Consider the following 22349-nt stretch of genomic DNA (forward strand, 5'->3'; position numbering starts at 1 on the left):
AAAAAATGTGTTTACTCCTGACGAAGCGCCTGCATGGGATCGACGCGCGAAGCTCGCCAGGCGGGGATCGCGGCGGCTCCGAAAGCAGTCACGAGCAGGACGAGCGTGACTGCGGCGGAGGATTCGAGGTTGGGCGCGAAGAAGCTGAACCCGCCGTCTCCTCCCGAGCCGGCGGCGCGAGTTCCGGCGATGCTCAGGATGAGGCCGAAGATCAGCCCGAGCGCAAACATCGGCGCCGCGTGCTTCAGCACGGACTTCACGACGTGTGCACGTTCGGCGCCGAGGGCCATGCGGATTCCGATCTCGCGCGTTTTCCGGCTGACCTGATCACAGGAAGAGCCGTTGGGCAGAAATGCGCAAAGGAAAGACAAAAAAGCATTGAAGGCCCAGGGGAAAGTCGTCATCACTGTAGATCACTGAATTGTGTGATGATATCGGCGTGAAAATCACCGGGCTTACAACGGCATTATTGATTTTTACCGCAGCGGTAACGGCCGGCGCGCAGGGACGCGGCGGCGCTCCGCGGGGCGGAGGGGGCGGCGCGGGCAATGGACCGCGCGCAAGTACCATCGAGCGCGTTACCGTTCACGGCAAGGCGCTCGAAGGCAATCTCGAAGGCGACTCGCCGGATCGGCAGGTCGCGGTTTACCTGCCTCCCAGCTATGCCGCCGATCCGGCGCGCCAGTTCCCCGTGGTTTACTTCCTGCACGACTATGGAACGCACAGCAACCCCATCGATCAAATCAAAGAGTTCGCCGACAGGTACGCCGCGATGCAGGGGTTCAGCGAGCCGGTCGTCGTGGTTCCCGACGCCTATACGTTGCACAAAGGAAGCATGTATTCGAGCTCGGTCACGACGGGAGATTGGGAAAGTTTTGTCGCGGAGGATCTTGTCGGTTACATCGACACCCACTACCGCACGCTCGCAAAACCGATCAGCCGCGGCCTGGCAGGCTACTCGATGGGCGGCTACGGCGCGCTGCGAATCGCGATGACACATCCCGGAGTGTTTTCCAGCCTGTACATCATGAGCGCATGCTGCCTCTCCGCGATGAATCCAACTCCGGACGCCATGCTTCCGGCCTCCCCGTCCGACAAGGAAATGACAATGGCGGCAGCAGCCGCATGGTCTCCGGATCCGAATAATCCGCCGCTTTTTCTCGATCTGCCGGCAAGCGATGGCAAAACGCGGCCCGACATCGCCGGGAAATGGGCAGCGAACTCCATTCTCACGATGCTCGAACAATATGCTTCGACTTTGAAGAAGTACTACTCGATCGCAATCGAGACCGGAACGAAAGATCCGTTTATCGCATCGAATAAACAGTTGCACGAGGCCATGGTCCGCCTCGGCATTCCGCACGCATTTGAAGCATACGACGGCGATCACACCAACATGCTGAACGACCGCATCGAGCGGAATCTCATCCCGTTTTTCTCGAAGAATCTGGCAGCGCCGGCCAACCCCACGTCGCCCGGCGTGCACTGACAGGTTTCGACAGCTGATCGCGATTCGATTCACTCGTGCAGGAATGCTTCTGCGAGACGATCGATATACTTGCCGACCGGCGTATAGGAAACGACCACCGACAAGGCAAAGGCGCCGAGGCCGGTCAGGGCGGCCTCCGCATAGTCCCCGGAATAGTGGGACCCATGGATTATCGCATCTGCGGCGAAGGCACAGATGCCAAGGAACGCGGATGACGTCCAACGATTGGCGAGGTGCCGCGCGTGACGCGTCAGCGTGACGCCGAGAACCGGGGATACGGCAAGCAGGCCGGTCTTGGACGCAATCAACAGATGGCCCAAGGCGATGTCTCCAAGATGGCCTTGCACCATCAGAATCAGACACACCGCTCCCGCTTCAACAGCTTTGTGACTGCAGAGCAGTAATCGAAATTGGTGCTTCTCAGGTAACAACCGGGTGATTACCCCCGCTTCGCCAGATATCGCTCGATGAGATGATCGAGCGACAACGCGCCCGGACCACGCGTCAGCAGGAAGATCAGAATGGATCCCCATAGCACGTGATCGGTCCACGCCTGAGGGTACACGAATATCTGGATGACGGTGATCATACCCAGCAATGGCAACGTCGCAAAGCGAGTGGCCAGGCCCAGGAACAGAAGTGTGGAAAAAGTCAGTTCATTGAACATGGCCAGACGGGCGGCAACGGCCGGCGCGAGCACGGGCACTTTGTATTCTTCTTCGAACAGTTTCACGGCAAATTCAAACGAGTTGTACTTCAGCAGACCTGCCGTGAAGAACACGGCTCCGACGCCGATCCGCATCAACAACTGGATGATCGACAGCGGAAAACGGCCCAGTAGTTCGCGCGCCGATACGAATAATTGCCGCAGAGGCGGCCCGTGTGTAATGGTATGTTCGGAAGCGCTCATAACATTTCTCCTTTGCCGCTCTCCTGGATAGCGATGACCAGACCGGCGCCAATCAGCATCGCCAAAGCACGGCCCGCATCGAAGGCAGAGTCCGCATCGAGAGCGCACTCGGCGGCCTCACCGACGGAACGGCCTTCCGAAATAGATTTGCGAAAAATAAATTCGGCAGCATCGAGCCGGTGAATGTTGAATTCACCACGAGACCCGCGGATTTCAAGCCAGACTTCCGCAGGTTCAAATGACAATCGCTCCGGCGCGCTCTCCGATAAATACAGCTTGAGCAGTTCATCGATCGGCCATGATGCCTTGAGATAGCGGACTCCCGCCTGCAACAACAGCGGCGTCTCGAAAATCTTCGCGGCATGAAGTGACATCAGTTCGTCCCAGAGAACTGCCGCCTCATCCGCCGCAACCGTGACATGACCTGCATGCCATTCCAACTCCGCGAACTCGCCAACATAAGGCGCACGACCGGCGGCGGGAGTTGCCGACAGGTATCGGGGAAACGCTTCACCATATTCTGCGATACACGGCGCGAAGGGCGGATGCTCGAGAACAAACCGTTTCGCGGCTTCGGTAACGAACGGCGATCCAATCAGCCACACGGTTGCCGGAAACTTGGCCAATAGGGCCATCACCAGGCTGGTTTCGTAGTTTCTTCGGTGAATCTCGAGCCTTCTCTGGGGATACTTTCCGCCGGTAAGCAGCTTACCGGCAGCCGCAGTTTCACCCCCGACAACCGCGCCGCGAAGGAGTTCCTGGATATCAGCCAGCGTTGGCACGGAATGCCTCCCCGGTCAGAGTTTCCGCGGTAATCGCATCGGCGCGCAGAGCTTCGCCAAGCAAGTTTGAGAGCGGTGGCAGATCATTATCCCATTCGATCAAAGCGGGCCTGGATCCGAAACGGCGAAGAGCATAGGCATAAAGATCCCATGTGGGTCCCGCAATGGAAGCCGCATGAGTGTCGATCAATATCTCTCCGCCGTCATTGGCCTCGTCCTTTTCCGGCGTAAAGCCGCCCAGGTGCAGTTGAGAGATGGCTTCCGCCGGCAGGCTATCGATGTACTTCTTCGCGTCATAACCCATGTTATGCGCGCTCAGATAGGTATTACTGATATCCAGCAGCAACCGGCATCCGGTGCTTCCGGCGAGCTCCGAAAGAAATTCGGCCTCGTTCATCGTCGATGAGCGGAAGCCGACATAGCTCGCCGGGTTCTCGACGAGATACGGCCGTCCCAGGACATCCTGAACTTCCTGAACGTGAGATTGGACCACCTGCAGCGCCTCCTTATTAAAAGGAAGAGGCAACAAATCGTTCAGGTACTCATTGCCGAACGTGGACCAGGCCAGATGGCCGGAGACGAAAATGGGATCGACCTGCTCCACCAGTTCGCGCATGCGCTTCAGGTGCGGGCGATCGATCCCATTTGCGCTTCCAACAGAGACTCCGACGGTGTGAATGGAAACGGGGTAATGATGAGATATCTCCATCAGCAGTTCTTTCGCGTGAGGATTGGCGAGGAAATTCTCGGGATGAATCTCGAACCATCCCACGCTGGGGCGAGTGGCCACCACTTCCGCAATATGGGGAAGTCTCAACCCAATGCCTGCCCGCTCCGGTATCCGGCGATTCGGTTTCATGCGATGACCACTCTTACAGCGATAACGCTATTTCGGCATCTTGCTGCCGCCGACGATACGCTCGCAGTAACCTGCCGGAACGTAGATCCATGCTTTCGGATCTCCGTTTATCTTGGATGTGCCGCCACAGGAATTCGCTCCAGTGGACGCGCAATCGTTCTTTCCGGCCTTTGAAATTCCGTAACACTTTTCCGCTTTGAAAGTTGGTGCGGGAGCCGGCTTCTGGGCTGAAAGAATGGCGGGACCCGCGACTGCCGCAGCCAGGGCCGCAGCGACAACGAAACGTTTGTTCATGAAAGTCCTCCGAATGGTGTAGCCCGGCACGCCGGGCCCGGTGTTCTCGTCGAGAAGTATATGCCCGCTGGGTTTTCGGATATTCCCGGAAACCCGTCTCAAGTACCTTTTTTTGCGGATTTTCTTCGGGAAGCGTTTACAGCCTCTGCAGGAACTGAGAAACGGAAGGGGCAAGGTCTGCTGCGACTTTGAGATTCCCGTCACGGTCAAGGTTGGATACGACAAACGCCAGGAAACGATTTGTCTCAAAGCCGGCGATCTCCAACTGATCCTGATTGTCCCTGTACACCCGGACACCGGACGCTTCCATCGTGGCCGCCACCTGGGCGCGCGTGAAGGCTTCCCCCTTCTTCTCCGTGATGACGAGCGAAAGAATTGCGCCATTCCCGCCGGTTGCAATCAGGTGCACATAGTCGCGCCCATTGAACGTGCAGCGATGCCCCTGAATGAGCTGGAAATGGGGTCCCAACTTTTGTTTCACCACAGGAACCAGATCGATGAACTCCGGGCCCAGCGCGGTCTCTCCGGTCGCCTGCTTCATATGGTCGAAGGAGAGCAACTGCTTCCATCTCCCAAGTTCCAGAGTGCAGTGAACATGATCCGCCAGCCCGATCCGCAGAATTTCCCTGGCCTGGGTGGAGATAGTCTGGAATACGCCTTGACCGCCACCGGCCTCCCGGGTTCTCAAACCAATCATGCGCACGGCAAGCACTCCACCTACGGCCAGGACCAGCAGAGCCGCCACCGCAAGACCCCACTGCCGGGGCTCCGGCGCGAAAAAACCGCCGCGTTTTCCTTCGCGAATTGTCTTCTGAACGCCTGCGAGCAGACCGGCGGGCGGCTCCTCCAGCATTACGGCCTGCCTGACCGCCTTCTTCAAGCGGCCGCGTTCTTCAAGGAGGCGCGTGCAATCTGCACAAACGGCAAGGTGGCGCAGCACCTCATGGTTCGTCTCCACGAGCAACTCGTTGTCTAAATACGAATCGAAGTACCTCCGAACCTTTTCGCAGGCTTTGTCATTGAAATGAATTACGTTCATGACTCTTGCACCTCATTGTGCGGGCCGGTGAGGCGCAACTCTCTTGCGTAACCGGCCAACGACAGCCGAAGCTGTTTTCTGCCGCGGCTCAGGCGGGACATTACGGTTCCTACGGGGATATTCAGCGTCTCCGCGATCTCCTTGTACGCAAATTCGTGAACGTCGGCCAGCAGAACAACTTCCCTGTACTCCGGCGGCATCGCGTCCAGAGCCTGCAGGATATCTTCATCCCGCACCTCCTCAGGAATGGATGGCTCATACGCCAGTGTCTCTTCGAATGGCTGTTCGCCCTCGGGAACGACCCTGTTTCTGAACCACCGACGCCGGTAGTGACGCACCTCATTAAAGAGAATCTTGAAGAGCCATGCCCGGCAGTTGGTTCCCGGTTCGAACCGGTGGAAAGACTTCCAGGCCTGCAAATATACGTTCTGCACCAGGTCCTGCGCTTCGCCACGATCGCGCACGAGATGGACGGCCGTACGATACAGATCGTTCAGATGCGGAACAGCAGCTGCCTCGAACTCTCCCGCCTGGGCGTTCTTTCGGAAAAGCACAGTCGCTCGACTCCCTGTAATTCCTATCAGCCGCTCACGGGTCCGGCCTCAACCTTGCCGCAACCTGAAAAACAGTAGTGCATTCAAGATATAAAAGCCCGGCCGTAAGCCAAATATTCCCAGAAACGGTTTTTTGTCGGGAGGCAGGGAAACGAACGGATTTTCTTGCGTCACCGGGCTACGGGAATTCCCATCTTCCAGACGCCTGTCACCCTGGTGGAATCGCCAAGCACTGAAATATTTTCGAGCGGATCGGCATCAAGAGTAATCACGTCGGCATCGTAGCCGGGAGCCAGCAGGCCGGATTGCGGCGCCTGGGGACCGAGGGTGGCGGGACCGTTGGCGGTGGCGGCTTCGATGGCCTGCAGCGGCGTCATCCCGGCTTTCACGAGGTTCGCGGCTTCCAGGCCGTTTTTCCCCCACATGGCGGGACCGCTCACGAAGATGTCGGTGCCGGCCGCGATTTTCACGCCGCAGCGGATGGCAATTTTGATCGCCTCCAGGTGGCGTTCGGCGAGCGCGTTGAGTTTGCGGAAGGCATAGTCGGGCATGGAGCCTTTCATGGCCATCAGCCCCTCGACCACGAACCGTGTGGGAACCAGCATGACGCCGTGTTTCGCCATGAAATCGGCGCCCTCCTCGTCCAGATAGGAGCCATGCTCGATCGTCTTCACACCGGTACGGAGCGCCGCCATGATCCCCGGCTTCCCGTGGCAGTGCGCCGCGACGATACGATCGGCACGGGCAGCCTCTTCGACGATGGCGCGCATCTCCTCGTCGCTGAACTGCTGATGGATGGGATGATCCACCTCGCTCATAACTCCACCTGAGGCGCAAATCTTGATGAGCTTCGCGCCGAGCCGAAGCTGACGCCGGACCTGATAGAGACAGGACGGCACGCCGTCGCAGAGCGCGAGCAACGACGAGGCGCCTTCGGCCGAGTGAAGCACGTCGAGGGGGAAGGCGTGAATGTCCGCATGGCCGCCGGTCATGCTCAGGACTGCTCCGGCAGCATAGATATGGGGGCCGGGGATCGACCCTTCCGCGATCGCCCGGCTGAGGAAGATGCCCAGCCCACCGACTTCACGTATGGATGTCACTCCCGCGATCAATGCCCGCTCCGCATCCTTGACGGACCGCGCCGTGGCAACGGGAATCGCCTCTGAAACGAGCACCGAAAGATCCGGACGAGTCATTCCGAAAAAGTGCGCATGGCAATCCCAGAGACCGGGCATCACGACTTTCGCCTCGGTTACTGTTGCGCCAGGAGTCGAGGGCGCTTTCGCGGAAGGTCCCGCATAAGTTACTTTTCCGTTCTCCATGATCACGCAGCCGTGCTCGATGGGTTCGCCTCGTCCGGGAATCAGCCGGTTCGCTTCAATTCGGGTTAATTGGATTTTCATATAAACCGCTTCTGACGGCATACTACCGGATCAGGAGAGGCAATGCACCTTGAGGAGGGGACAATGTCGGCACGCGTTCGCGCAAGATCGATTCGAATTCTGCTCTATCTTATCTTAGTGGCGGGTCTGGCCCGTCAAGCCAATGCCCAAAACCTGGTCGAATACAGCTCGGAAGCCAGATTCCAGCTGGACCTGCACGTCCCGGATGCTGTGCTGGCCACGTTTCTACCGAAGGGCTGGACACCCAATATTGCCGCGCAGGGCGCCGCCAAGGATTGCAATCTTCGCGCGGTGTTCATCGATCGTGTGACGATCAACGGGCCGGACGGGAAACCGGTGGGCAAGGGATCGAACCGCCTGGTATATCTGGTGGCTCCGGTCAAGGACCCGTCCGGCGCGACGGCGCAGCTGGTGATCGGCGGGCTGAGCGAAGATCCGGGCGACGCGCCGGGCCCATTCGGCAATTACCTTCATGCCGCCATGCATACCATGCAGCGGACGACCTCCGACACCGCCGGCGGAATTGCCGATTCCCAGGATTGGGTTTTCGCCGCCGCGACAGGTGAACGCCTTGAAATGCACATCAAGTATGAACGAGGCGTCGCGAACAAAACCAACCCGGCTGAAGTGAAGTTCTACTCGGCGAAAAACCCGGCTTTCTACCAGATTTCGAAGCAGGAGCAGGTGCTGGATATCCTGCGGAATGCCACAACCAATCCGCCCGACCGGGTAAAAGAGTTCTCATTCAAGGCCGGCGGCGGCAGCTATGCGAAGCTCTTAGACGGCAGCGAAAAGCTGCTGAGCTGGGACAACATCCTCTGGATTAATCGATCCGTCAGCGTGCCGTGATAATGGACTAAGACGTAATTCAAATTGCATCATTGCAAGTTTCTTCATTTCTTCAATTGAAGAAATGAAGAAACTTGCAATGATGCAATGATCCAATAGTGCTTAAATCTGTTTCCCGCCCAGAACCGTCATGCTCGGAAAGAGTCTCTGGCGGCCCATCCGTTTGTTCCCGTAATTATCAACAAACTCGAACATTCCTCCCCGAAGCTCGAGGATGGCCACATCCGCCGGCGCCCCCACGTTTAGAGTGCCGCGGCCGCGAAACACCGGAAAAACGCGCGCGGGGTTGACTGTGGCGCGCGCGATGACCTGATCGAGCGGCATGCCCGGGATCAGAAACTTGGACATCACGTTCGGGAAGTTGATGACCTGTGCGGTCCGCGCCTCCACCGTCCAGTCGGTGGAAAACGTGTCCGGGAGAAAACGTTCGCGTAAAACGCTGTCGACAACATCCCATCGCAAGTGGCCGGTGCGGCCATTGCCGAGATCGAAGAACACACCGCGGCGCCGCGCTGCGATGACTTCAGGCAGTATGCGTCCGTTCTCATCAATGATGCTGTTGGGCGGAGGCGCGAACATGTGCGTCACGACATCGCCCGGCTTGAGAAGCGCGAGCAGCCTGGGCAGCGGCGTCATCGTCTGCCCCATGTGGATCATTACCGGAATCCTGTAAGCGGTGGCGGTTTCCTGGGCGCGCCGGAGCACTTCATAATCATTCGGGCCGGCGACGTCGCGTGAAAGCCGCGCCTTGATGCCGGCAATCATGCCGCGGTTCTTTTCGATCGCCGCGCGAAGAAGCGCGACGTCCGCACGATTGAGATCCATCGTATCGCCTTCGGGCAGAATGCCTGCCCGGCCGATGTTGATCAAAACCTTCGCGGCCTGCGGGGCCGACTTCGCTACAGCGATCGTATCCTCGATGTGGTCTGCGCCCTGCGAGCCGGCATCGATCCAGCCTGTCACGCCGTCCGCGAGGCAAAGCCCCGGGCCTTCTTTGGTACGCGCCGCATGAGTATGGATATCGATCAGACCGGGAACGACCAGCTTGCCCTTCGCATCGATGATCTTCGCTGCATCCGAGTTCAGGTTGGCTCCGACCGCCGCGATCCGATCACCGGCGATGGCAACGTCACGGACGCCGTCGATTTTCCGCGACGGATCGATCACGCGGCCGCCTTTGATGATGAGATCGTATTTCGCTGCCGCGGATCCCAGGGCGACGGGCAGTCGGGCCAGCATCCCGGCCCCTGCCGCTGTGAAGACAAATTGCCGCCTATTCATGATTGGCAAACCTATCACAGTTCCGGTATTGTTCCCTTCTTCCATAAAAAGAGGACCCAATGTTGCAATTATTTCTACTTGCCTTCCTGGCGATGTTTCCTGCGCCGGCCGCGCAGACACCAAAAGCGCAGCCACCGAAAACCGTCCGTCTATACGTGTTCGATTGCGGGACGCTGGATATTCCGGACACTTCACCGTACCGGTTCAAAAAGGAAGAACTGGCGACGAAGGACATGTCCGCGCCGTGTTTCCTGGTGGCGCATCCGATGGGCACGTTGATGTGGGATGCCGGCCCGGTTCCGGATAGCGCTTTCAAGCCGGGCGGCGGGCCGGGAACCATGCGGTATGCGACGGCGAAGAAGACCCTGACGTCGCAACTGGCGGAGATCGGATATGCCCCCGGGGACATCACGTATCTCTCCATCTCGCATTTCCACTGGGATCATGTGGGAAACGGCAACCTTTTCGCCCGTTCAACATGGCTGGTACGTCCGCTCGAACGCGATATCATGATTATGGATCCTCCGTCACCCCGGACGGAGCCTCAGAATTACAGCGCGCTCAGGAACAGCAAAACGGTGATTGTCACCAGAAGCGATTACGATGTCTTCGGCGATGGAACGGTGGTCCTGAAGTCGGCGCCGGGACATTCGCCGGATCACCAGGTGCTGTTTCTGAAACTGGAGAACACCGGGCCGGTGGTCCTGAGCGGGGACCTCTATCACTATCCGGAGGAGCGCAAACTGAAGAAGATTCCGACCACGGAATTCAATGCGGCGCAGACGGTCAAGTCGAGGGCGGCGATCGAGGATTTCCTGAAAAAGTCGAAAGCCCAGCTGTGGATTCAGCATGACCTGATCGCGAACGCCAAGCTTAAGAAGTCGCCGGCATATTACGACTGAGGCGACGTCTTCCAAAAAATGCTTGTTCCCGTGGAGTACGGGCGATAGAAATAACTTCATGATGATTACGTTCAAAAGACCCGATGGAAAAGAGTGCTCCGGCTTTTATGTGGAGCCGAATACCGGAAATCATGCTCCCGCAGTTGTTGTGATTCAGGAATGGTGGGGACTGAACGACCAGATCAAAGGAGTGGCGGATCAGCTCGCGGCAAGCGGCTATCGCGCGCTCGTGCCCGACCTTTATCGCGGCAAGCTGGGCCTCGACGCGAAGGAAGCGGAACATCTGATGACCAATCTGGATTTCGCCGACGCGGCCACACAGGACATTCGCGGCGCGGTGCAGTATCTGAAGGAACACAGTTCGAAAGCCGGAGTGACCGGTTTCTGCATGGGAGGCGCGCTGACGATTCTTTCCGCCGTCAACGTCCCTGAAAGCGATGCCGTCGTTTCGTGGTACGGATGCCCGCCCCTCGACTACGTCGATGCTTCAAAGATCAAGGCCCCGTTGATGGGTCACTGGGCGTTGGACGATACGTTCTTCCCGATCAGCCAAGTCGACGGCCTCGAACAGAAACTCAAAGAGGCCGGCGTGAAGTACGAAGGCCACCGCTACAAAGCCAAACATGCCTTCGCCAATGAAACGAACGAAGATCCATCCGCACCGATTGCCTACAATGCCGCCGCAGCTGAAGCCGCCTGGGGGCGAACGCTGGAGTTTTTCGACCGGTACCTGCGCTGAAAGCGGGGAATAGCCACACAGATTTAACAAAATCGCCGTTCAATCCGTCTCTCCAAGCTTGCATACTGGGCTCGGATGTTGCGGAAAATCATACTGATGATCGCGGCAGCGGCGGGATTGCAACAGACTCCGCCGCAAGCGCCGTTACGGGTCAATGTCGATCTGGTGAACGTGTCGTTCACCGTCACCGATCGCACCGGCCGTTTTGTGTCCAGCCTTAAGCAAGACGACTTCACGCTCGAAGAGGACGGGAAGCCGCAGGAAATCCAGCGCTTCAGCCATGAGAACGAGAGACCACTCACGATCGGCCTTTTAATCGACAAGAGCCTGAGCGTGAGTCGTGTCCTGCCCGACGAAAAAGCCGCGGCAACCTCGTTTCTGGATACGACGCTGAAAACGGGCGACCTCGCCATGGTCATCAGTTTTGACCGCTCCGTCACGCTGGAAGAGGACTTCACCGAAAATAAGAGCCGGCTTCGGACCGCCATCAACGGGCTGACGGTTGGAAACGGCACCGCTGTCTATGACGCGATCTACCTTGCCTGCAAAGAGCAGTTTCCGAAAGAGGGCGGCCGCAAGGCGATCATTCTCATCACCGACGGCCAGGACACGATCAGCAAAGTGCAACTGAGCGGAGCGCTCGTCGCCGCGCATCAGAGCGATGCCGTGATCTATTCGATATCTAACCGAGTCGGCGGATTTTTCGGTAACCGCGGGAGCGGCAACCCGGAAACGTTGAAGCGCTTTTCACTCGAAACCGGCGGAACGGTTTTTTTCGTCGGCGGACGCAGCGACCTCACGGAAGTCTTCTCCGAAATTTCCGACGAGCTGCGGAGCCAATACAGCCTCGGTTATGTTTCAACGAATACTACCCGCGATAACAGATACAGGCAGATTCGCATCGTCCCGAAAGATCCCACTTATAAGGTGAAGGCCCGGGAGGGCTACTACGCGCCAGGAAGCTAATTCCGCACGATAACCTGCGCGTCGAGCTCGTCGCTGTGTGGCCGGTGGATGGCAGTGATCGTGACGTGATCGCCCGATTTCAAGTCGGAGAATTGAAGAGGGTTGGAAAGCCCTTTCACCCTCGTGGCATCGGAAACAAAAACTTTCACTTCCTTGGAATTGTCGGACGCCGCATTCGGAAACGGAGTTCTTCCCGGGAATCCGCCGCCCCGGCCGCGCCGGCCGCCGCCCCGGCCCGGATACGGAGCATTCTGCACCGGACGCCGGGCGCCATCCCCGGCATCCATCGTGAATTTGAACTGAAAAGTTTTGTGCTTGGTATCGATTTTTTCGACGCGCCCGGTCGTGACGAGCTTTATGGAATCCGTATCATCGGCGGCGATCGTCCAGATTTCTGCCAGGGATAAGGTAATCGTAAAAGCGAGAATGGCACAAAGCCTGTGCATCCAGATTTTTATATACGAGATGAGCCCACTTCACAAGGTAGAATGGCGCCGAGGTGGGGCATGAGAGCGCTCCTGACAACCGGGTTGTTGATTTGCATCGTGGCTGCAGCGGTGTTTGCCCTGCCGGTTTCCTCGGATCTGCAGACCTTCCTGAAAGACCGGCTGGCATTCACGCCGCTCGAACTCGGCCAGCTGGATCACGGGCAGATTGTCGTCAAACTGCCGCCGACAATGGAACAGCGGGAAGTGGCGGCATTTGCCATCATGCAGCTTCGCGTTCCGGCGGACTACTACATCAGCAAGTTTCAGGACATCGTCAATTTTAAAAAGAGCGATAACGTTCTGGAGATTGGAAAGTTCAGCAATCCGCCGAAACTGGAAGACATGGCCGATCTGTCGCTCGATGCGGCCGACATCGAAGCCATCCGGCAATGCCACCTCAACAAATGCGATGTGAAGATGCCGGCGTATTTCATCGAGGAGTTCATGACCGACCTCGACTGGAAAGCGCCGAATTACCGCGAACGCGCCAACGCGGTGATGCGGCAGAAATTGCTGCAGTACCTCAAAGGGTATTTGCAGGGCGGCAACGCCGCGCTCGCGGAGTATCGCGACAAATCCTACCGGCTGCGCCTGGTCGATGAATTTCATTCTCTGCTTCAGCCGGCGCCTTACACGTATGGCTATACGCCGGAGTTTCAAACCTATCTGGAAGCGTTCCCCCGCTCGCGCCCGAAAGACTCGCAGGACTTTATCTACTGGTCGAAGGAGAAGTTCGGCCTGAAGCCCGTGATCAGCATCACGCATGTCATCATCTACAAGCGGGTCCGGCCGGAAGCAACCGACGTCCTGATCGCATCGAAGGGAATCTATGCCAGCCATTACTTCGAGGCATCGCTCGGTCTGACGGCGCTGGTCCACGGGCCTGGATCGGACCTTTCGCACTCCTACCTGATCTATCTCAATCGTTCCAGAGCCGACGGCCTGCGCGGCCCGCTGTCGGGTATGAAACGGGCGCTGATCAGCAGCAGCCTGCGGGACGGAGCCAAGAAGAATATGGAATTGGTCCGGCAGCGGTTGGAGTCGCAGTACCACCCGTAAGTGAGATCTATTGCAACATTGCAATAGATCTCCCGTGCTAAACTGCCCAGATGCCATATCCAGAAATGCTCGTTAAACCTATGCGTGAGGACCTGACGCGTTTCGGCGTCGAGGAGACCCGCACGCCTGAAGAAGTCGACCAGGTTATCCGGAACACCAAAGGCACCGTCATGGTCGTCGTGAATTCGGTCTGCGGCTGTGCCGCCGGGCTCGCACGGCCTGCAATCGGCATGGCTCTCAAGCATGCGGCCGTGCCGGACAAAGTAGTGACCGTCTTCGCCGGCGCGGACGTCGCCGCCACCGATCGGGCCCGAAGTTATTTCAAGGGCTACTTTCCATCTTCGCCGTCGGTCGGGATCCTGCAGAACGGGCAGATCGTATTCATGCTCGAACGGCATCAGATCGAAGGCCGGGATCCCAACTCCATTGCCAAGGATCTGACCGAGGCTTTCGACCGGTTCTGCGTACCGACCGTCCAAAGATAAAAAAGGGCGCGGATTCCGTGTAATCCGCGCCTTTTTTGTATAAACTTCATCCACTTATGCGCGCCAAGAATCTGGGTCTGTTCCTGGGGGTATTCCTCTGCAGTCTCAACGGGTTCGCTGCCGGAGGCGATGCGCGTCTTGCCGATGCGGTGATGAAATCCGACCGGAGTACCGTCCGGTCTCTGCTCCAGCAGAAAATCGACGTCAACGCCGCCCAGGCCGACGGGATGACCGCGCTTCATTGGGCGGTGCGCTCGGACGACGCCGATCTGGCTCAACTCCTGATCCGATCCGGCGCAAAGGCCGATACCGTCACTCGTTATGGAGTGACGCCTCTCTACCTCGCATGCGTGAACGGCAATGCAGCGATGATCGACATTCTGCTGCGGGCCGGCGCGGATGCGAATTCCGCGAACCCCGGCGGAGAGACCGCGCTGATGACCGCTTCGCGGACCGGCAAAGCCGACGCGGTAAAATTGCTGCTGGATCGTGGCGCGGATATCAATGCCAGGGAGAGCGTCCGCGGCCAGACGGCCCTCATGTGGGCGGTTCTCGAAAATCATCCCGATGTCGTGAAACTGCTTCTGGATCATGCCGCGGATATCAATGCTCAAAGCACCGTCGTCATTCCAGACGGCACCACCGGTACTCCGCAAGCCACATCCGCCGACATTGGCGCGCACGGGCCGGGAATTTATCGGTCCCGGGCCGTGCCAAGTCCTTCGGGCGGCATGACGGCTCTGCTGTTCGCCGCCCGCGACGGCAATCTCGAAATGGCCCGGATTCTCGTCGATGCGAAAGCAGATCTGGAAAAGCCGGCTGCCAACGGCACGCATCCCCTGGTTGCGGCAATCACGAACAATCATATCGAGCTTGCGCTGTTCCTGCTCGACAAAGGCGCCGATCCGAACGCCGCCGACAACTTCTATAAGCGGACACCCCTGTTTGCCGCCGTCGAAATGCGCAATCCGGACTTTACCCGCGACACGCCGCCGCCGCTTCCCGACAAACGCGATCCGATGGATTTGATCAAAGCGCTTCTTGCAAAAAACGCAGCTCCTAACGCCCGAGTCAACACCACGCCGTTCCGCGGGTTCTATCAGGTGAGCGCCAACTGGGCGAACTTTGACGGCCAGACCGCGTTCATTCGGGCCGCCCTCAATGGCGACGTCACACTGATGCGCCTGCTCCTGCAACACGGCGCCGATCCCAACATGGCAACGAACGATGGCTCCACAGCCCTGATGGCTGCAGCCGGAATCAATTGGGTCGTAGCCCAGACCTACAGCCGGCCGGACGGCGAATATCTGGAAGCCGCGAAGCTCTGTCTCGAAAAAGGTGCGGATGTGAATGCCGTGAACTCGCAAGGGTTCACCGCAATGCACGGCGCAACCAATCGCGGCTTCGACGCGATGGTAAAACTGCTCGCCGAGCACGGTTCCAAGTTGGATGTAAAAGACAAGCAGGGGCGTACACCGATGACCTTCGCGGAGGGTGTGTTCCTTGCGGTTCAACCCCCGGTCCGAAAGCCGTCGACGATTGCGCTCCTTCAAGAGCTCATGGGTGCAAAATGAAAAAGGGTCTCCTTTTGTGCCTTTTGTGGCTCATTTTCCCGCTGCTCATGGAGGCGCAGGGCCCGCAACAACAGCTCGTGACCAAGTACTGCGTGGGCTGCCACAACGACCGGGCAAAAACCGGCGGCCTCTCGCTCGAAAAACTCGACGCCGATCACCCTTATGAAAACGCGGAGACCTGGGAAAAAGCCATCCGCAAATTGCGCGCCGGTCTGATGCCTCCGAGCGGAGCGCAACGGCCCGACCGCGCAACGCTCGAAGCATTCCGCGGCACGCTCGAGAACGCGATCGATACGGCATCACTGCAGCACAAGAACCCGGGAGTGACGGCGCTGCACCGGCTGAACCGGACGGAATATGCGAACGCCGTCCGCGATCTGATCGATGTCGACGTCGATGTTTCCACCATCCTTCCGGCCGACGATTCCAGTGAAGGCTTGGACAACATCGCCGATGTGCTTGGAACGTCACCGGCTTTGATCGAACGATACGTTTCTGCAGCGGCAAAGATCAGCCGGCTGGCTGTGGGTGACACCGGCATCGGCCCGCTCTCGACAACCTATAAAGTTCGCGGCGATCTCACCCAGGACAATCACATCGAAGGCCTGCCGATCGGAACGCGCGGCGGCATTATCATTCGTCACAACTTTCCGGTCGACGGCGAATACCAGTTCAAATTTTCATTGCTCAAGGTGAACTTCGGACCGCAGTACGGCGGCGCCGCCAAGGGCGAACAACTCGAGATGAGCGTGAACGGCGCGCGGGTCGCGCTGATGGATCTCAGGTCCGCCCCGTACTACTACATTCGCGGCGGCGCGCAAGGCGGACCGGCAACTCCCCTCGAAATCCGGTTGCCAGTGAGGGCCGGGCCACAGACGATCATCGTCACATTTATCAAGAAGACAGCAGCGGGTGTTGATGACCTGTTCCAGCGCTATGAGGCATCGACGGCCGATCTCCAGACCGGTGTGCAATTCGGATATACAACCGTTCCCCATCTGGCGGGCGTCGAGATCCTCGGTCCCTACAACATTCTCGGGCCGGGCGAGACACCGAGCCGGAAGCGTATTTTCGTATGCCACCCGTCGTCTGCCGCCGAAGAGCCGGCTTGTGCCAGGAAAATCATTTCCACGGTGGCGCGGCGCGCGTACCGGCGGCCGGTTACAGATGCAGACGTCGAGCCCCTGCTAAATTTCTACCGTCAGGGCCGCAAAGACGGACCTTTCGATAAAGGCGTCGAGATGGCGCTGCGCCGGATTCTGGCCGACCCGCAGTTCGTATTCCGGTTCGAGCGTGATGCCGCAAATGTGCAGGCAGGCGCACCGCACCGGGTGTCGGATCTCGAACTGGCGTCGCGGCTCTCGTTCTTCCTGTGGAGCAGCATCCCGGACGATGAACTCCTGAGCGTTGCCGAGCAAGGCAGACTGAAGGACCCCCAGGTTCTGCAGCAGCAGGTCCGGCGCATGTTGAAGGATCCGAAGTCCGGGGCGCTGGTGACGAACTTCTCCGGACAATGGCTTTACCTGCGCGAATTGAAGAACCGGAATCCCGACCTGATCATGTATCCGGATTTCGACGACAATCTGCGGCAGTCCTTCCAGCGCGAGACGGAGATGCTTTTTGAAAGCATCGTGCGCGAAGACCGCAGCGTTTTCGATGTCCTGAATGCCGACTATACGTTCCTGAACGAGCGGCTTGCGAAACACTACGGAATTCCGAATGTCTATGGCAGCGACTTCCGCCGCGTCACGGTCCCGGACAACCGCCGCGGACTGCTGGGCCAGGGGAGCTTCCTGACCATCACGTCGAACCCGAACCGGACATCGCCCGTCACTCGCGGTTCGTGGATCCTGGAAAATCTTCTTGGCAGTCCGCCTCCGTCTCCGCCCCCGAACGTGCCGCCGTTGCCTGAAAACACCAACGGTCAGGGAGTTTCAACGGTTCCGACTTCGGTCCGCGAGAGAATGACGGCGCACCGGGCGAATCAGCCGTGCAAAGGGTGCCACCAATTGATGGATCCCATCGGGCTTGCGCTGGAAAACTTCGACGGCGTCGGCCGCTGGCGCGCGGAGGATTCCGGAAGCAAAATCGATCCTTCCGGCCAGCTGGTCGACGGCACACCGATCGACGGCGTCGCGACGCTGCGCAGCGCCATCCTCAGCCGTCCGGACGCCTTCGTTCAGACCATGACCGAGAAACTGCTGATGTATGCCGTAGGCCGCCCCGCGCACTATTACGACATGCCGGCGATACGCAAAATTACCCACGACGCCGGACGCAATAATTATCGATTTTCGGCGATTGTTACCGGTATCGTGAACAGCGAGCCCTTTCAGATGAGAGTCAAGAAAGCGGAGGAGACCCCATAATGTTCATCACCAAGAAGCATCTTTCCCGCAGAACATTTCTTCATGGCGCAGGTGTCACCGTGGCGCTGCCCTTCCTGGAGTCCATGGTAGGGGCGCAAACCGCACTCCAGAACTCGGCGGCGGCGCCGAAGACGCGGCTGGGCTGCTTCTATGTTCCGCACGGCGCCACCATGTACAAGTGGACGCCCGCAACGGAGGGTAAAGACTTTCAATTCTCCGAAACGCTCAGCCCGCTCGAAAAATATCGTGATCGTCTGTGTGTGATCAGCAACCTGGCGCATCAGGCGGCAACGGGAGCGGACGCCGGAGCCGAGCACGCGCGCTCCGCCGCCATCTTCCTCAGCGGAGGCCAGCCGCAAAAAAATTCCGTCCGGGTCGGGGTAACGGTGGATCAGATTGCCGCAGGACGTATCGGCCAGGACACGCCGCTGCCTTCGATCGAGCTTGCGATCGAAGACGTCAGCTTGAGCTGCGGCGCCGGCTACGGCTGCGCCTACTTCAACACGATTGCCTGGCGCACGCCGACAGTCCCGCTGCCGATGGAAAACAGCCCGCAGGTCGTATTCGAAAAGCTTTTCGGCGACGGCGGAACCACGGAACAACGCCTGGCGCGCAAACGCGAGGACCGCAGTATTCTGGACGCGATCATGGAAGAGACCGCCGGCCTGAAGAAGGACCTGCCGTCATCCGATCGCGCCCGCGTCGACGGCTATCTGGACGACATCCGGGAAATCGAACGGCGGATCAAAACCGTTCTGGATAAGAATGCTCAGGACGGCGGCGGGCAAAACGTGCCGGACGCGCCTGTCGGAACGCCCGAAGCCTTCGAAGATCACATCAAGTTGATGTTCGACCTCCTCGCGCTGGCCTACCAGAGTGACATTACCCGCGTCGCGACTTTGATGTACGCGAAAGATCTCAGCCCCGCCAGTTATCCGGCCAGCGGGAACCGGGGCGGCTTCCACGGCTCGTCGCATCACGCTAACGTGAAAGCGAACATGGATTCGTTCGCTCTGATCAACAAGTATCACGTGCAGATGCTGGCCTACTTCATCGATAAACTGTCGAAGACGCCCGACGGCGATGGGAACCTTCTCGACCACTCGATGATTCTTTACGGCAGCAGCATGAGTAACGGTAACCAGCACGATCACGACCCGCTGCCGATCGTGTTGCTCGGCGGCGCTTCCGGAAAGCTTCAAGGCAATCGCCATATCGTGACGCCGGCACACACACCCATGTCGAATCTGCTCCTGAGCATGCTCGATAAGCTGGGCGTCCAGAGAGACGCTTTCGGCAACAGCACTGGGCGGCTCGAAATCTGATTTCCCCGGCGGGTGATCACATGGCGGAACGAGATCATCTGATTCTGACGGCCACCGGTCCCGACCGGGTCGGCCTCGTCCAGCAGCTGTCCCGGTTCATTTCGAACCACGGCTGCAACATCGAAGACAGCAAGCTGGCTGTCTTCTGCGGCGAGTTCGCCATCATCCTTCTGATCACCGGCGAAAGCGCCAGCCTTGCGACGATCTCGCAGAATCGCCAACAAATCGAAACGGAGAGCGGCCTCGAGGTGAAGACCAGGACGCCCTCCGCGAGCAAGCCTTCCGAGTTTTTACTGCCCTACAAGCTGGTGGCTTCCTGCATGGACCATCCCGGGATCGTCTACCAGATCAGCGGATTGTTGAGCGGGCTGGGCATCAATATTCAATCGCTGGAAACGACCACATACCCGGCTCCGGTCAGCGGCGCGCCCCTGTTTCGACTCGAAGCCCAACTCGCCGTACCGGCGCGCATGAATATCAACGACCTCCGCGAGCGTCTGGACCAGCTGCAGCGTGATGAAAACATCGATATCGAGTTGACCACGCAGAAAAACTAGGTAGCCGTCCAGTTTCCTAGCGCATCGATCCAGCGTTTGGCGTCATCCCGCGCCTGAGCCAATTCGCGTTCGCCCTGCGGCGTGATGGTAAAGCTGCGGTCGTTTTCCGAGAGGAACTTCCTCTGGACAAGGCGGTGAACAGTGGACCGTATTTCCGGCAACCCGTATCGGCTGGAACTGAGTTCCATGGCCTTTTCCGCAATGTTGTCGAGGTCGCCGGCGGGCACGAGCAAAACCGCGGCCAACACCAGGGGTTCGAGGGCTCCAGGCCACGGTGGTGGGCCTTCATTTTCCCTCCGTTCCGCGAGCTCTGCCTGCAACTCCCGGATATCATTACGCAATTGTTCCCGCCTGCGGCCCTGTTCTTCGAGCCGGGGAAGCAATTCCTGAAGCCGCCGCCGGAGCTCTTCTTTTTTGTCGTTCATATCATCCTCACAAGATTTCTTCGAGTTTGGCGCGATTTCGTGTCAGGATCGACGACACCGTTCCGCGCTTCATATCGAACTCTTTGGCAATTTCCTCAGCGCTGAGTCCGTCGCGAAAGTGCATGATCAGCATCTCCACGATCGCCGGGTCCAATTGCTCCAGAGCCGCCTCCAGCCGCGCGTTCGCTACATGCCGCAGATCCGGACGCGTGCTGTTATCCATAAATTCCGGACCGGCATGCTTGGGCTTCGGGATGCGGTCTGCCTGCTTGCGCCTTCTCGCGCGCAACAGGCTGATGGATTCGCGCATGGCCGAGCGGCGCAGGTATCCTCCCGGGTTGTCGCGGATTCCTTCGAAGGGTTCCCGATGGAGTAGCCGCACAAAAACGGTTTGCGCCACATCCTCCGCATCGTAGTCGTTGCCGGTGACCCGGCGCGCCGAGCGTTGCACCATCTCACCGTGATCGACACAGTACTGCTCGATCAGCTTCCACCAATCCGCGAGTTCCATAGTCTGGGTAACCGGTTGAGTATTATTCATATGGTTTGCCGGCATACTCTCCCGGAAAGGGAGAGTATGCCGGCCCTCGCTGCTAGCGGGCCATACGAGTGGCGTTGCCGTCCCAATCCGACCACCCGGTCTTGCTCAGAACACGGACTTCAAACTGATAGACCGTGCCGGGGGTCAGACTGGAAACGGTTGCCGGGGGCTGCGTCGACGGAACCAGAGAACTGGTCCACGCCGGCGCCGCCGTCGCAGAGGCGCCTGTCGCTACCGGAGCCCAGCGCACTTCATAGCTGAGCGCTCCGGCAACGGCCAGAAGCCATACCAGCAACACACCGCTGTTCGGTCCTTCCGTGATCTTCCGGATGAACTGGGACAACGGCGGAGTCGCCGTGCGGACTTTCGAGACGGCCTGGAAGCCGCTCGAACTGAAGATCGTCACATCGTCCTTGCAGGCCGACTCGACATAGTGCGCGAGTTGCCGCAGGATCTGGATCAGAACTTCCCCCTGATGGTTGCGTTCGGTCAGCACCTTCTTGCCTCCATCCAGGGCCGCTGCGAGTAGCGTGTTGAACGTGTCGATCGCCGTCTTGAAGGTCGGCATATCGACCATGGGATTGGGATAAGCGGCATTGCCGTTCATCCCGTTGTAGACGGAGCAGGCGAAGGTGTAAAGCACCGCCGGCACCGCCTTAACGAACGTGAGAGACGCTTTAATGGGCGTCACTTTTGTTGGACTCGTCATACTGTCTGTCTTTCTACGGGAATTACGTCCCGTTCGGTTAATGGTTAACGGTTTATCCGGCATCCACAAATCGTGCCGGGGTGACCCGAAGCTTTTCGCCCCGGGGAGCCGCTGTCAATCAGCGGCTCTACTGGTATAACGCTCCAGAAGTCCGGTTTGCTGCAATCCGCGAAAATATTTTTTCGGCTGGACCGAAATTCTTGCGAGGATATGCGAAACAAGGCAGAGTGACGATCTATGGGAAGCGGAAGGGCAACCGGGTGCTTGACTATGCTGTGCATGCGGCATGCAATAGGAGACATGATGGGCTTGATCTACACCAAGATCTTTTTAGGCAATCCTTGGGAGACAGAGTTGAAGCAGCTTGAAGTCGAAGCGCTCGTCGATACGGGTTCGATGCTGCTCTGCATTCCGGAGCATGTGGCGCTGCAGTTAAGACTGAACACGGCTGAAGAACGGGAAGTCACAATCGCCGATGGTTCGATAAGGCTTTGCCGATACGTTGGGCCGATCGAAGTCCGATTTGACGGGAGAACGTGTTTTGCCGGGGCGTTGATTTTGGGTGATCGCGTTTTGTTGGGCGCCGGGCCGATGGAAGACATAAATTTGGTGATCAATCCACTCACGCGGACCGTCCAACCGAATCCAAAGAGTCCGAATATTCCTTCCACCATAGTTATGGCGTCCTGGTCGGACGGCCGGTCTTCGTAGGAAGCGATGTCGTACGCTCCCTCGTAATTGAGATCTTTC

At 58.6% G+C, this 22349-nt stretch carries 26 protein-coding genes; 12 read left to right on the top strand and 14 right to left on the bottom strand.

Annotated elements, in window-relative coordinates:
* Window positions 1–11: 11 nt before the first annotated feature.
* Window positions 12–404, bottom strand: a complete 393-nt coding sequence (locus tag VGK48_16800; protein ID HEY2382836.1) for an FtsX-like permease family protein — start codon at window positions 402–404, stop codon at window positions 12–14.
* Window positions 405–421: 17 nt separating this feature from the next.
* Between VGK48_16800 and VGK48_16805 the strand changes: the two genes are divergently transcribed.
* Window positions 422–1489, top strand: a complete 1068-nt coding sequence (locus tag VGK48_16805; GenBank protein HEY2382837.1) for an alpha/beta hydrolase-fold protein — start codon at window positions 422–424, stop codon at window positions 1487–1489.
* A 29-nt stretch (window positions 1490–1518) separates the two neighbouring features.
* Here VGK48_16805 and VGK48_16810 read toward each other — a convergent pair whose 3' ends face one another.
* The 8 genes from VGK48_16810 to VGK48_16845 all read right to left on the bottom strand — a co-directional run bounded on the left by VGK48_16810 (window position 1519) and on the right by VGK48_16845 (window position 7270).
* Window positions 1519–1854: a hypothetical protein gene (locus tag VGK48_16810; GenBank protein ID HEY2382838.1), complete on the bottom strand. Its 336-nt coding sequence runs from the start codon at window positions 1852–1854 to the stop codon at window positions 1519–1521.
* A gap of 74 nt (window positions 1855–1928) precedes the next feature.
* Window positions 1929–2399, bottom strand: a complete 471-nt coding sequence (locus VGK48_16815) for a DoxX family protein (GenBank protein ID HEY2382839.1) — start codon at window positions 2397–2399, stop codon at window positions 1929–1931.
* Entirely contained in the window at window positions 2396–3181 is a 786-nt protein-coding gene (locus VGK48_16820; GenBank protein ID HEY2382840.1) for a DNA-binding domain-containing protein, read from the bottom strand. Before VGK48_16820 ends, VGK48_16815 begins: the two co-directional genes overlap by 4 nt.
* Window positions 3165–4040, bottom strand: coding sequence for a DUF692 domain-containing protein (locus VGK48_16825; GenBank protein ID HEY2382841.1), 876 nt, complete (start codon window positions 4038–4040; stop codon window positions 3165–3167). The genes VGK48_16820 and VGK48_16825 overlap by 17 nt, the downstream gene beginning before the upstream one ends.
* Window positions 4041–4067: 27 nt before the next feature.
* Complete coding sequence (locus VGK48_16830) at window positions 4068–4334, bottom strand: DUF2282 domain-containing protein (GenBank protein HEY2382842.1); 267 nt, start codon at window positions 4332–4334, stop codon at window positions 4068–4070.
* A 136-nt stretch (window positions 4335–4470) separates the two neighbouring features.
* The gene (locus tag VGK48_16835) at window positions 4471–5373 is read right to left on the bottom strand and encodes a zf-HC2 domain-containing protein (GenBank protein HEY2382843.1); all 903 of its coding nucleotides are present in this window, start codon (window positions 5371–5373) and stop codon (window positions 4471–4473) included.
* Window positions 5370–5927, bottom strand: a complete 558-nt coding sequence (locus VGK48_16840) for a sigma-70 family RNA polymerase sigma factor (GenBank protein HEY2382844.1) — start codon at window positions 5925–5927, stop codon at window positions 5370–5372. The genes VGK48_16835 and VGK48_16840 overlap by 4 nt, the downstream gene beginning before the upstream one ends.
* A 170-nt stretch (window positions 5928–6097) precedes the next feature.
* Window positions 6098–7270, bottom strand: coding sequence for an amidohydrolase family protein (locus VGK48_16845; GenBank protein ID HEY2382845.1), 1173 nt, complete (start codon window positions 7268–7270; stop codon window positions 6098–6100).
* Window positions 7271–7393: 123 nt separating this feature from the next.
* On the opposite strand from VGK48_16845, the gene VGK48_16850 reads away from it, so the two are divergent.
* Window positions 7394–8179, top strand: a complete 786-nt coding sequence (locus tag VGK48_16850) for a hypothetical protein (protein HEY2382846.1) — start codon at window positions 7394–7396, stop codon at window positions 8177–8179.
* 102 nt (window positions 8180–8281) lie between these two features.
* On the opposite strand, the gene VGK48_16855 is transcribed toward VGK48_16850, so the two are convergent.
* Window positions 8282–9460 (bottom strand): hypothetical protein, encoded by a 1179-nt coding sequence (locus tag VGK48_16855; GenBank protein ID HEY2382847.1) that lies wholly within the window; start codon window positions 9458–9460, stop codon window positions 8282–8284.
* A gap of 59 nt (window positions 9461–9519) precedes the next feature.
* On the opposite strand from VGK48_16855, the gene VGK48_16860 reads away from it, so the two are divergent.
* The 3 genes from VGK48_16860 (at window position 9520) to VGK48_16870 (ending at window position 12067) form a co-directional block, all read left to right on the top strand.
* A complete protein-coding gene (locus VGK48_16860; protein ID HEY2382848.1) occupies window positions 9520–10362 on the top strand; it encodes an N-acyl homoserine lactonase family protein in 843 nt (280 codons plus the stop codon).
* Window positions 10363–10423: 61 nt separating this feature from the next.
* Window positions 10424–11101 carry a dienelactone hydrolase family protein gene (locus tag VGK48_16865; protein HEY2382849.1) on the top strand — a complete coding sequence of 226 codons (678 nt, stop codon included), beginning with the start codon at window positions 10424–10426 and terminating at the stop codon, window positions 11099–11101.
* Between the two features lie 75 nt (window positions 11102–11176).
* On the top strand, window positions 11177–12067 hold the full coding sequence (locus VGK48_16870; protein HEY2382850.1) for a VWA domain-containing protein: 891 nt from the start codon (window positions 11177–11179) through the stop codon (window positions 12065–12067).
* Here the strand turns inward: VGK48_16870 and VGK48_16875 are convergent.
* On the bottom strand, window positions 12064–12513 hold the full coding sequence (locus VGK48_16875) for a hypothetical protein (GenBank protein HEY2382851.1): 450 nt from the start codon (window positions 12511–12513) through the stop codon (window positions 12064–12066). The genes VGK48_16870 and VGK48_16875 overlap by 4 nt on opposite strands.
* 60 nt (window positions 12514–12573) lie before the next feature.
* Here VGK48_16875 and VGK48_16880 point away from each other — a divergent pair, with 60 nt between their 5' ends.
* From VGK48_16880 to VGK48_16905, 6 genes are all read left to right on the top strand, one after another.
* Complete coding sequence (locus tag VGK48_16880; protein ID HEY2382852.1) at window positions 12574–13614, top strand: hypothetical protein; 1041 nt, start codon at window positions 12574–12576, stop codon at window positions 13612–13614.
* 65 nt (window positions 13615–13679) lie between these two features.
* Window positions 13680–14099 (top strand): BrxA/BrxB family bacilliredoxin, encoded by a 420-nt coding sequence (locus tag VGK48_16885; protein ID HEY2382853.1) that lies wholly within the window; start codon window positions 13680–13682, stop codon window positions 14097–14099.
* 56 nt (window positions 14100–14155) lie between these two features.
* Window positions 14156–15673, top strand: coding sequence for an ankyrin repeat domain-containing protein (locus VGK48_16890; GenBank protein HEY2382854.1), 1518 nt, complete (start codon window positions 14156–14158; stop codon window positions 15671–15673).
* Window positions 15670–18042: a DUF1592 domain-containing protein gene (locus tag VGK48_16895; protein HEY2382855.1), complete on the top strand. Its 2373-nt coding sequence runs from the start codon at window positions 15670–15672 to the stop codon at window positions 18040–18042. Before VGK48_16890 ends, VGK48_16895 begins: the two co-directional genes overlap by 4 nt.
* Window positions 18042–19367: a DUF1552 domain-containing protein gene (locus tag VGK48_16900; GenBank protein ID HEY2382856.1), complete on the top strand. Its 1326-nt coding sequence runs from the start codon at window positions 18042–18044 to the stop codon at window positions 19365–19367. The genes VGK48_16895 and VGK48_16900 overlap by 1 nt, the downstream gene beginning before the upstream one ends.
* Before the next feature lie 20 nt (window positions 19368–19387).
* A complete protein-coding gene (locus VGK48_16905; GenBank protein HEY2382857.1) occupies window positions 19388–19924 on the top strand; it encodes an ACT domain-containing protein in 537 nt (178 codons plus the stop codon).
* On the opposite strand, the gene VGK48_16910 is transcribed toward VGK48_16905, so the two are convergent.
* From VGK48_16910 to VGK48_16920, 3 genes are read right to left on the bottom strand one after another with little or no spacing between them, the layout of a single operon-like run.
* Window positions 19921–20349: a hypothetical protein gene (locus VGK48_16910; protein ID HEY2382858.1), complete on the bottom strand. Its 429-nt coding sequence runs from the start codon at window positions 20347–20349 to the stop codon at window positions 19921–19923. The two genes, VGK48_16905 and VGK48_16910, sit on opposite strands and share 4 nt — an antisense overlap.
* A gap of 7 nt (window positions 20350–20356) precedes the next feature.
* The gene (locus VGK48_16915) at window positions 20357–20890 is read right to left on the bottom strand and encodes a sigma-70 family RNA polymerase sigma factor (GenBank protein HEY2382859.1); all 534 of its coding nucleotides are present in this window, start codon (window positions 20888–20890) and stop codon (window positions 20357–20359) included.
* A 52-nt stretch (window positions 20891–20942) separates the two neighbouring features.
* A complete protein-coding gene (locus tag VGK48_16920) occupies window positions 20943–21599 on the bottom strand; it encodes a fibronectin type III domain-containing protein (GenBank protein HEY2382860.1) in 657 nt (218 codons plus the stop codon).
* Window positions 21600–21902: 303 nt separating this feature from the next.
* Here VGK48_16920 and VGK48_16925 point away from each other — a divergent pair, with 303 nt between their 5' ends.
* Window positions 21903–22310, top strand: a complete 408-nt coding sequence (locus VGK48_16925; GenBank protein ID HEY2382861.1) for a clan AA aspartic protease — start codon at window positions 21903–21905, stop codon at window positions 22308–22310.
* Window positions 22311–22349 lie beyond the last annotated feature (39 nt).

Source organism: Terriglobia bacterium, assembly GCA_036496425.1.
Classification (GTDB): Bacteria; Acidobacteriota; Terriglobia; order 20CM-2-55-15; family 20CM-2-55-15; genus 20CM-2-55-15.

Coding starts and splice junctions, on each gene's coding strand:
- VGK48_16920 (HEY2382860.1), bottom strand. CDS start 21,599: ATGACGAGTCCAACAAAAGTGACGCCCATTAAAGCGTCTCTCACGTTC.
- VGK48_16855 (HEY2382847.1), bottom strand. CDS start 9,460: ATGAATAGGCGGCAATTTGTCTTCACAGCGGCAGGGGCCGGGATGCTG.
- VGK48_16910 (HEY2382858.1), bottom strand. CDS start 20,349: ATGAACGACAAAAAAGAAGAGCTCCGGCGGCGGCTTCAGGAATTGCTT.
- VGK48_16830 (HEY2382842.1), bottom strand. CDS start 4,334: ATGAACAAACGTTTCGTTGTCGCTGCGGCCCTGGCTGCGGCAGTCGCG.
- VGK48_16870 (HEY2382850.1), top strand. CDS start 11,177: ATGTTGCGGAAAATCATACTGATGATCGCGGCAGCGGCGGGATTGCAA.
- VGK48_16905 (HEY2382857.1), top strand. CDS start 19,388: ATGGCGGAACGAGATCATCTGATTCTGACGGCCACCGGTCCCGACCGG.
- VGK48_16825 (HEY2382841.1), bottom strand. CDS start 4,040: ATGAAACCGAATCGCCGGATACCGGAGCGGGCAGGCATTGGGTTGAGA.
- VGK48_16895 (HEY2382855.1), top strand. CDS start 15,670: ATGAAAAAGGGTCTCCTTTTGTGCCTTTTGTGGCTCATTTTCCCGCTG.
- VGK48_16890 (HEY2382854.1), top strand. CDS start 14,156: ATGCGCGCCAAGAATCTGGGTCTGTTCCTGGGGGTATTCCTCTGCAGT.
- VGK48_16925 (HEY2382861.1), top strand. CDS start 21,903: ATGGGCTTGATCTACACCAAGATCTTTTTAGGCAATCCTTGGGAGACA.
- VGK48_16835 (HEY2382843.1), bottom strand. CDS start 5,373: ATGAACGTAATTCATTTCAATGACAAAGCCTGCGAAAAGGTTCGGAGG.
- VGK48_16800 (HEY2382836.1), bottom strand. CDS start 404: ATGACGACTTTCCCCTGGGCCTTCAATGCTTTTTTGTCTTTCCTTTGC.
- VGK48_16900 (HEY2382856.1), top strand. CDS start 18,042: ATGTTCATCACCAAGAAGCATCTTTCCCGCAGAACATTTCTTCATGGC.
- VGK48_16875 (HEY2382851.1), bottom strand. CDS start 12,513: ATGCACAGGCTTTGTGCCATTCTCGCTTTTACGATTACCTTATCCCTG.
- VGK48_16865 (HEY2382849.1), top strand. CDS start 10,424: ATGATTACGTTCAAAAGACCCGATGGAAAAGAGTGCTCCGGCTTTTAT.
- VGK48_16915 (HEY2382859.1), bottom strand. CDS start 20,890: ATGAATAATACTCAACCGGTTACCCAGACTATGGAACTCGCGGATTGG.
- VGK48_16815 (HEY2382839.1), bottom strand. CDS start 2,399: ATGAGCGCTTCCGAACATACCATTACACACGGGCCGCCTCTGCGGCAA.
- VGK48_16880 (HEY2382852.1), top strand. CDS start 12,574: ATGAGAGCGCTCCTGACAACCGGGTTGTTGATTTGCATCGTGGCTGCA.
- VGK48_16885 (HEY2382853.1), top strand. CDS start 13,680: ATGCTCGTTAAACCTATGCGTGAGGACCTGACGCGTTTCGGCGTCGAG.
- VGK48_16860 (HEY2382848.1), top strand. CDS start 9,520: ATGTTGCAATTATTTCTACTTGCCTTCCTGGCGATGTTTCCTGCGCCG.
- VGK48_16850 (HEY2382846.1), top strand. CDS start 7,394: ATGTCGGCACGCGTTCGCGCAAGATCGATTCGAATTCTGCTCTATCTT.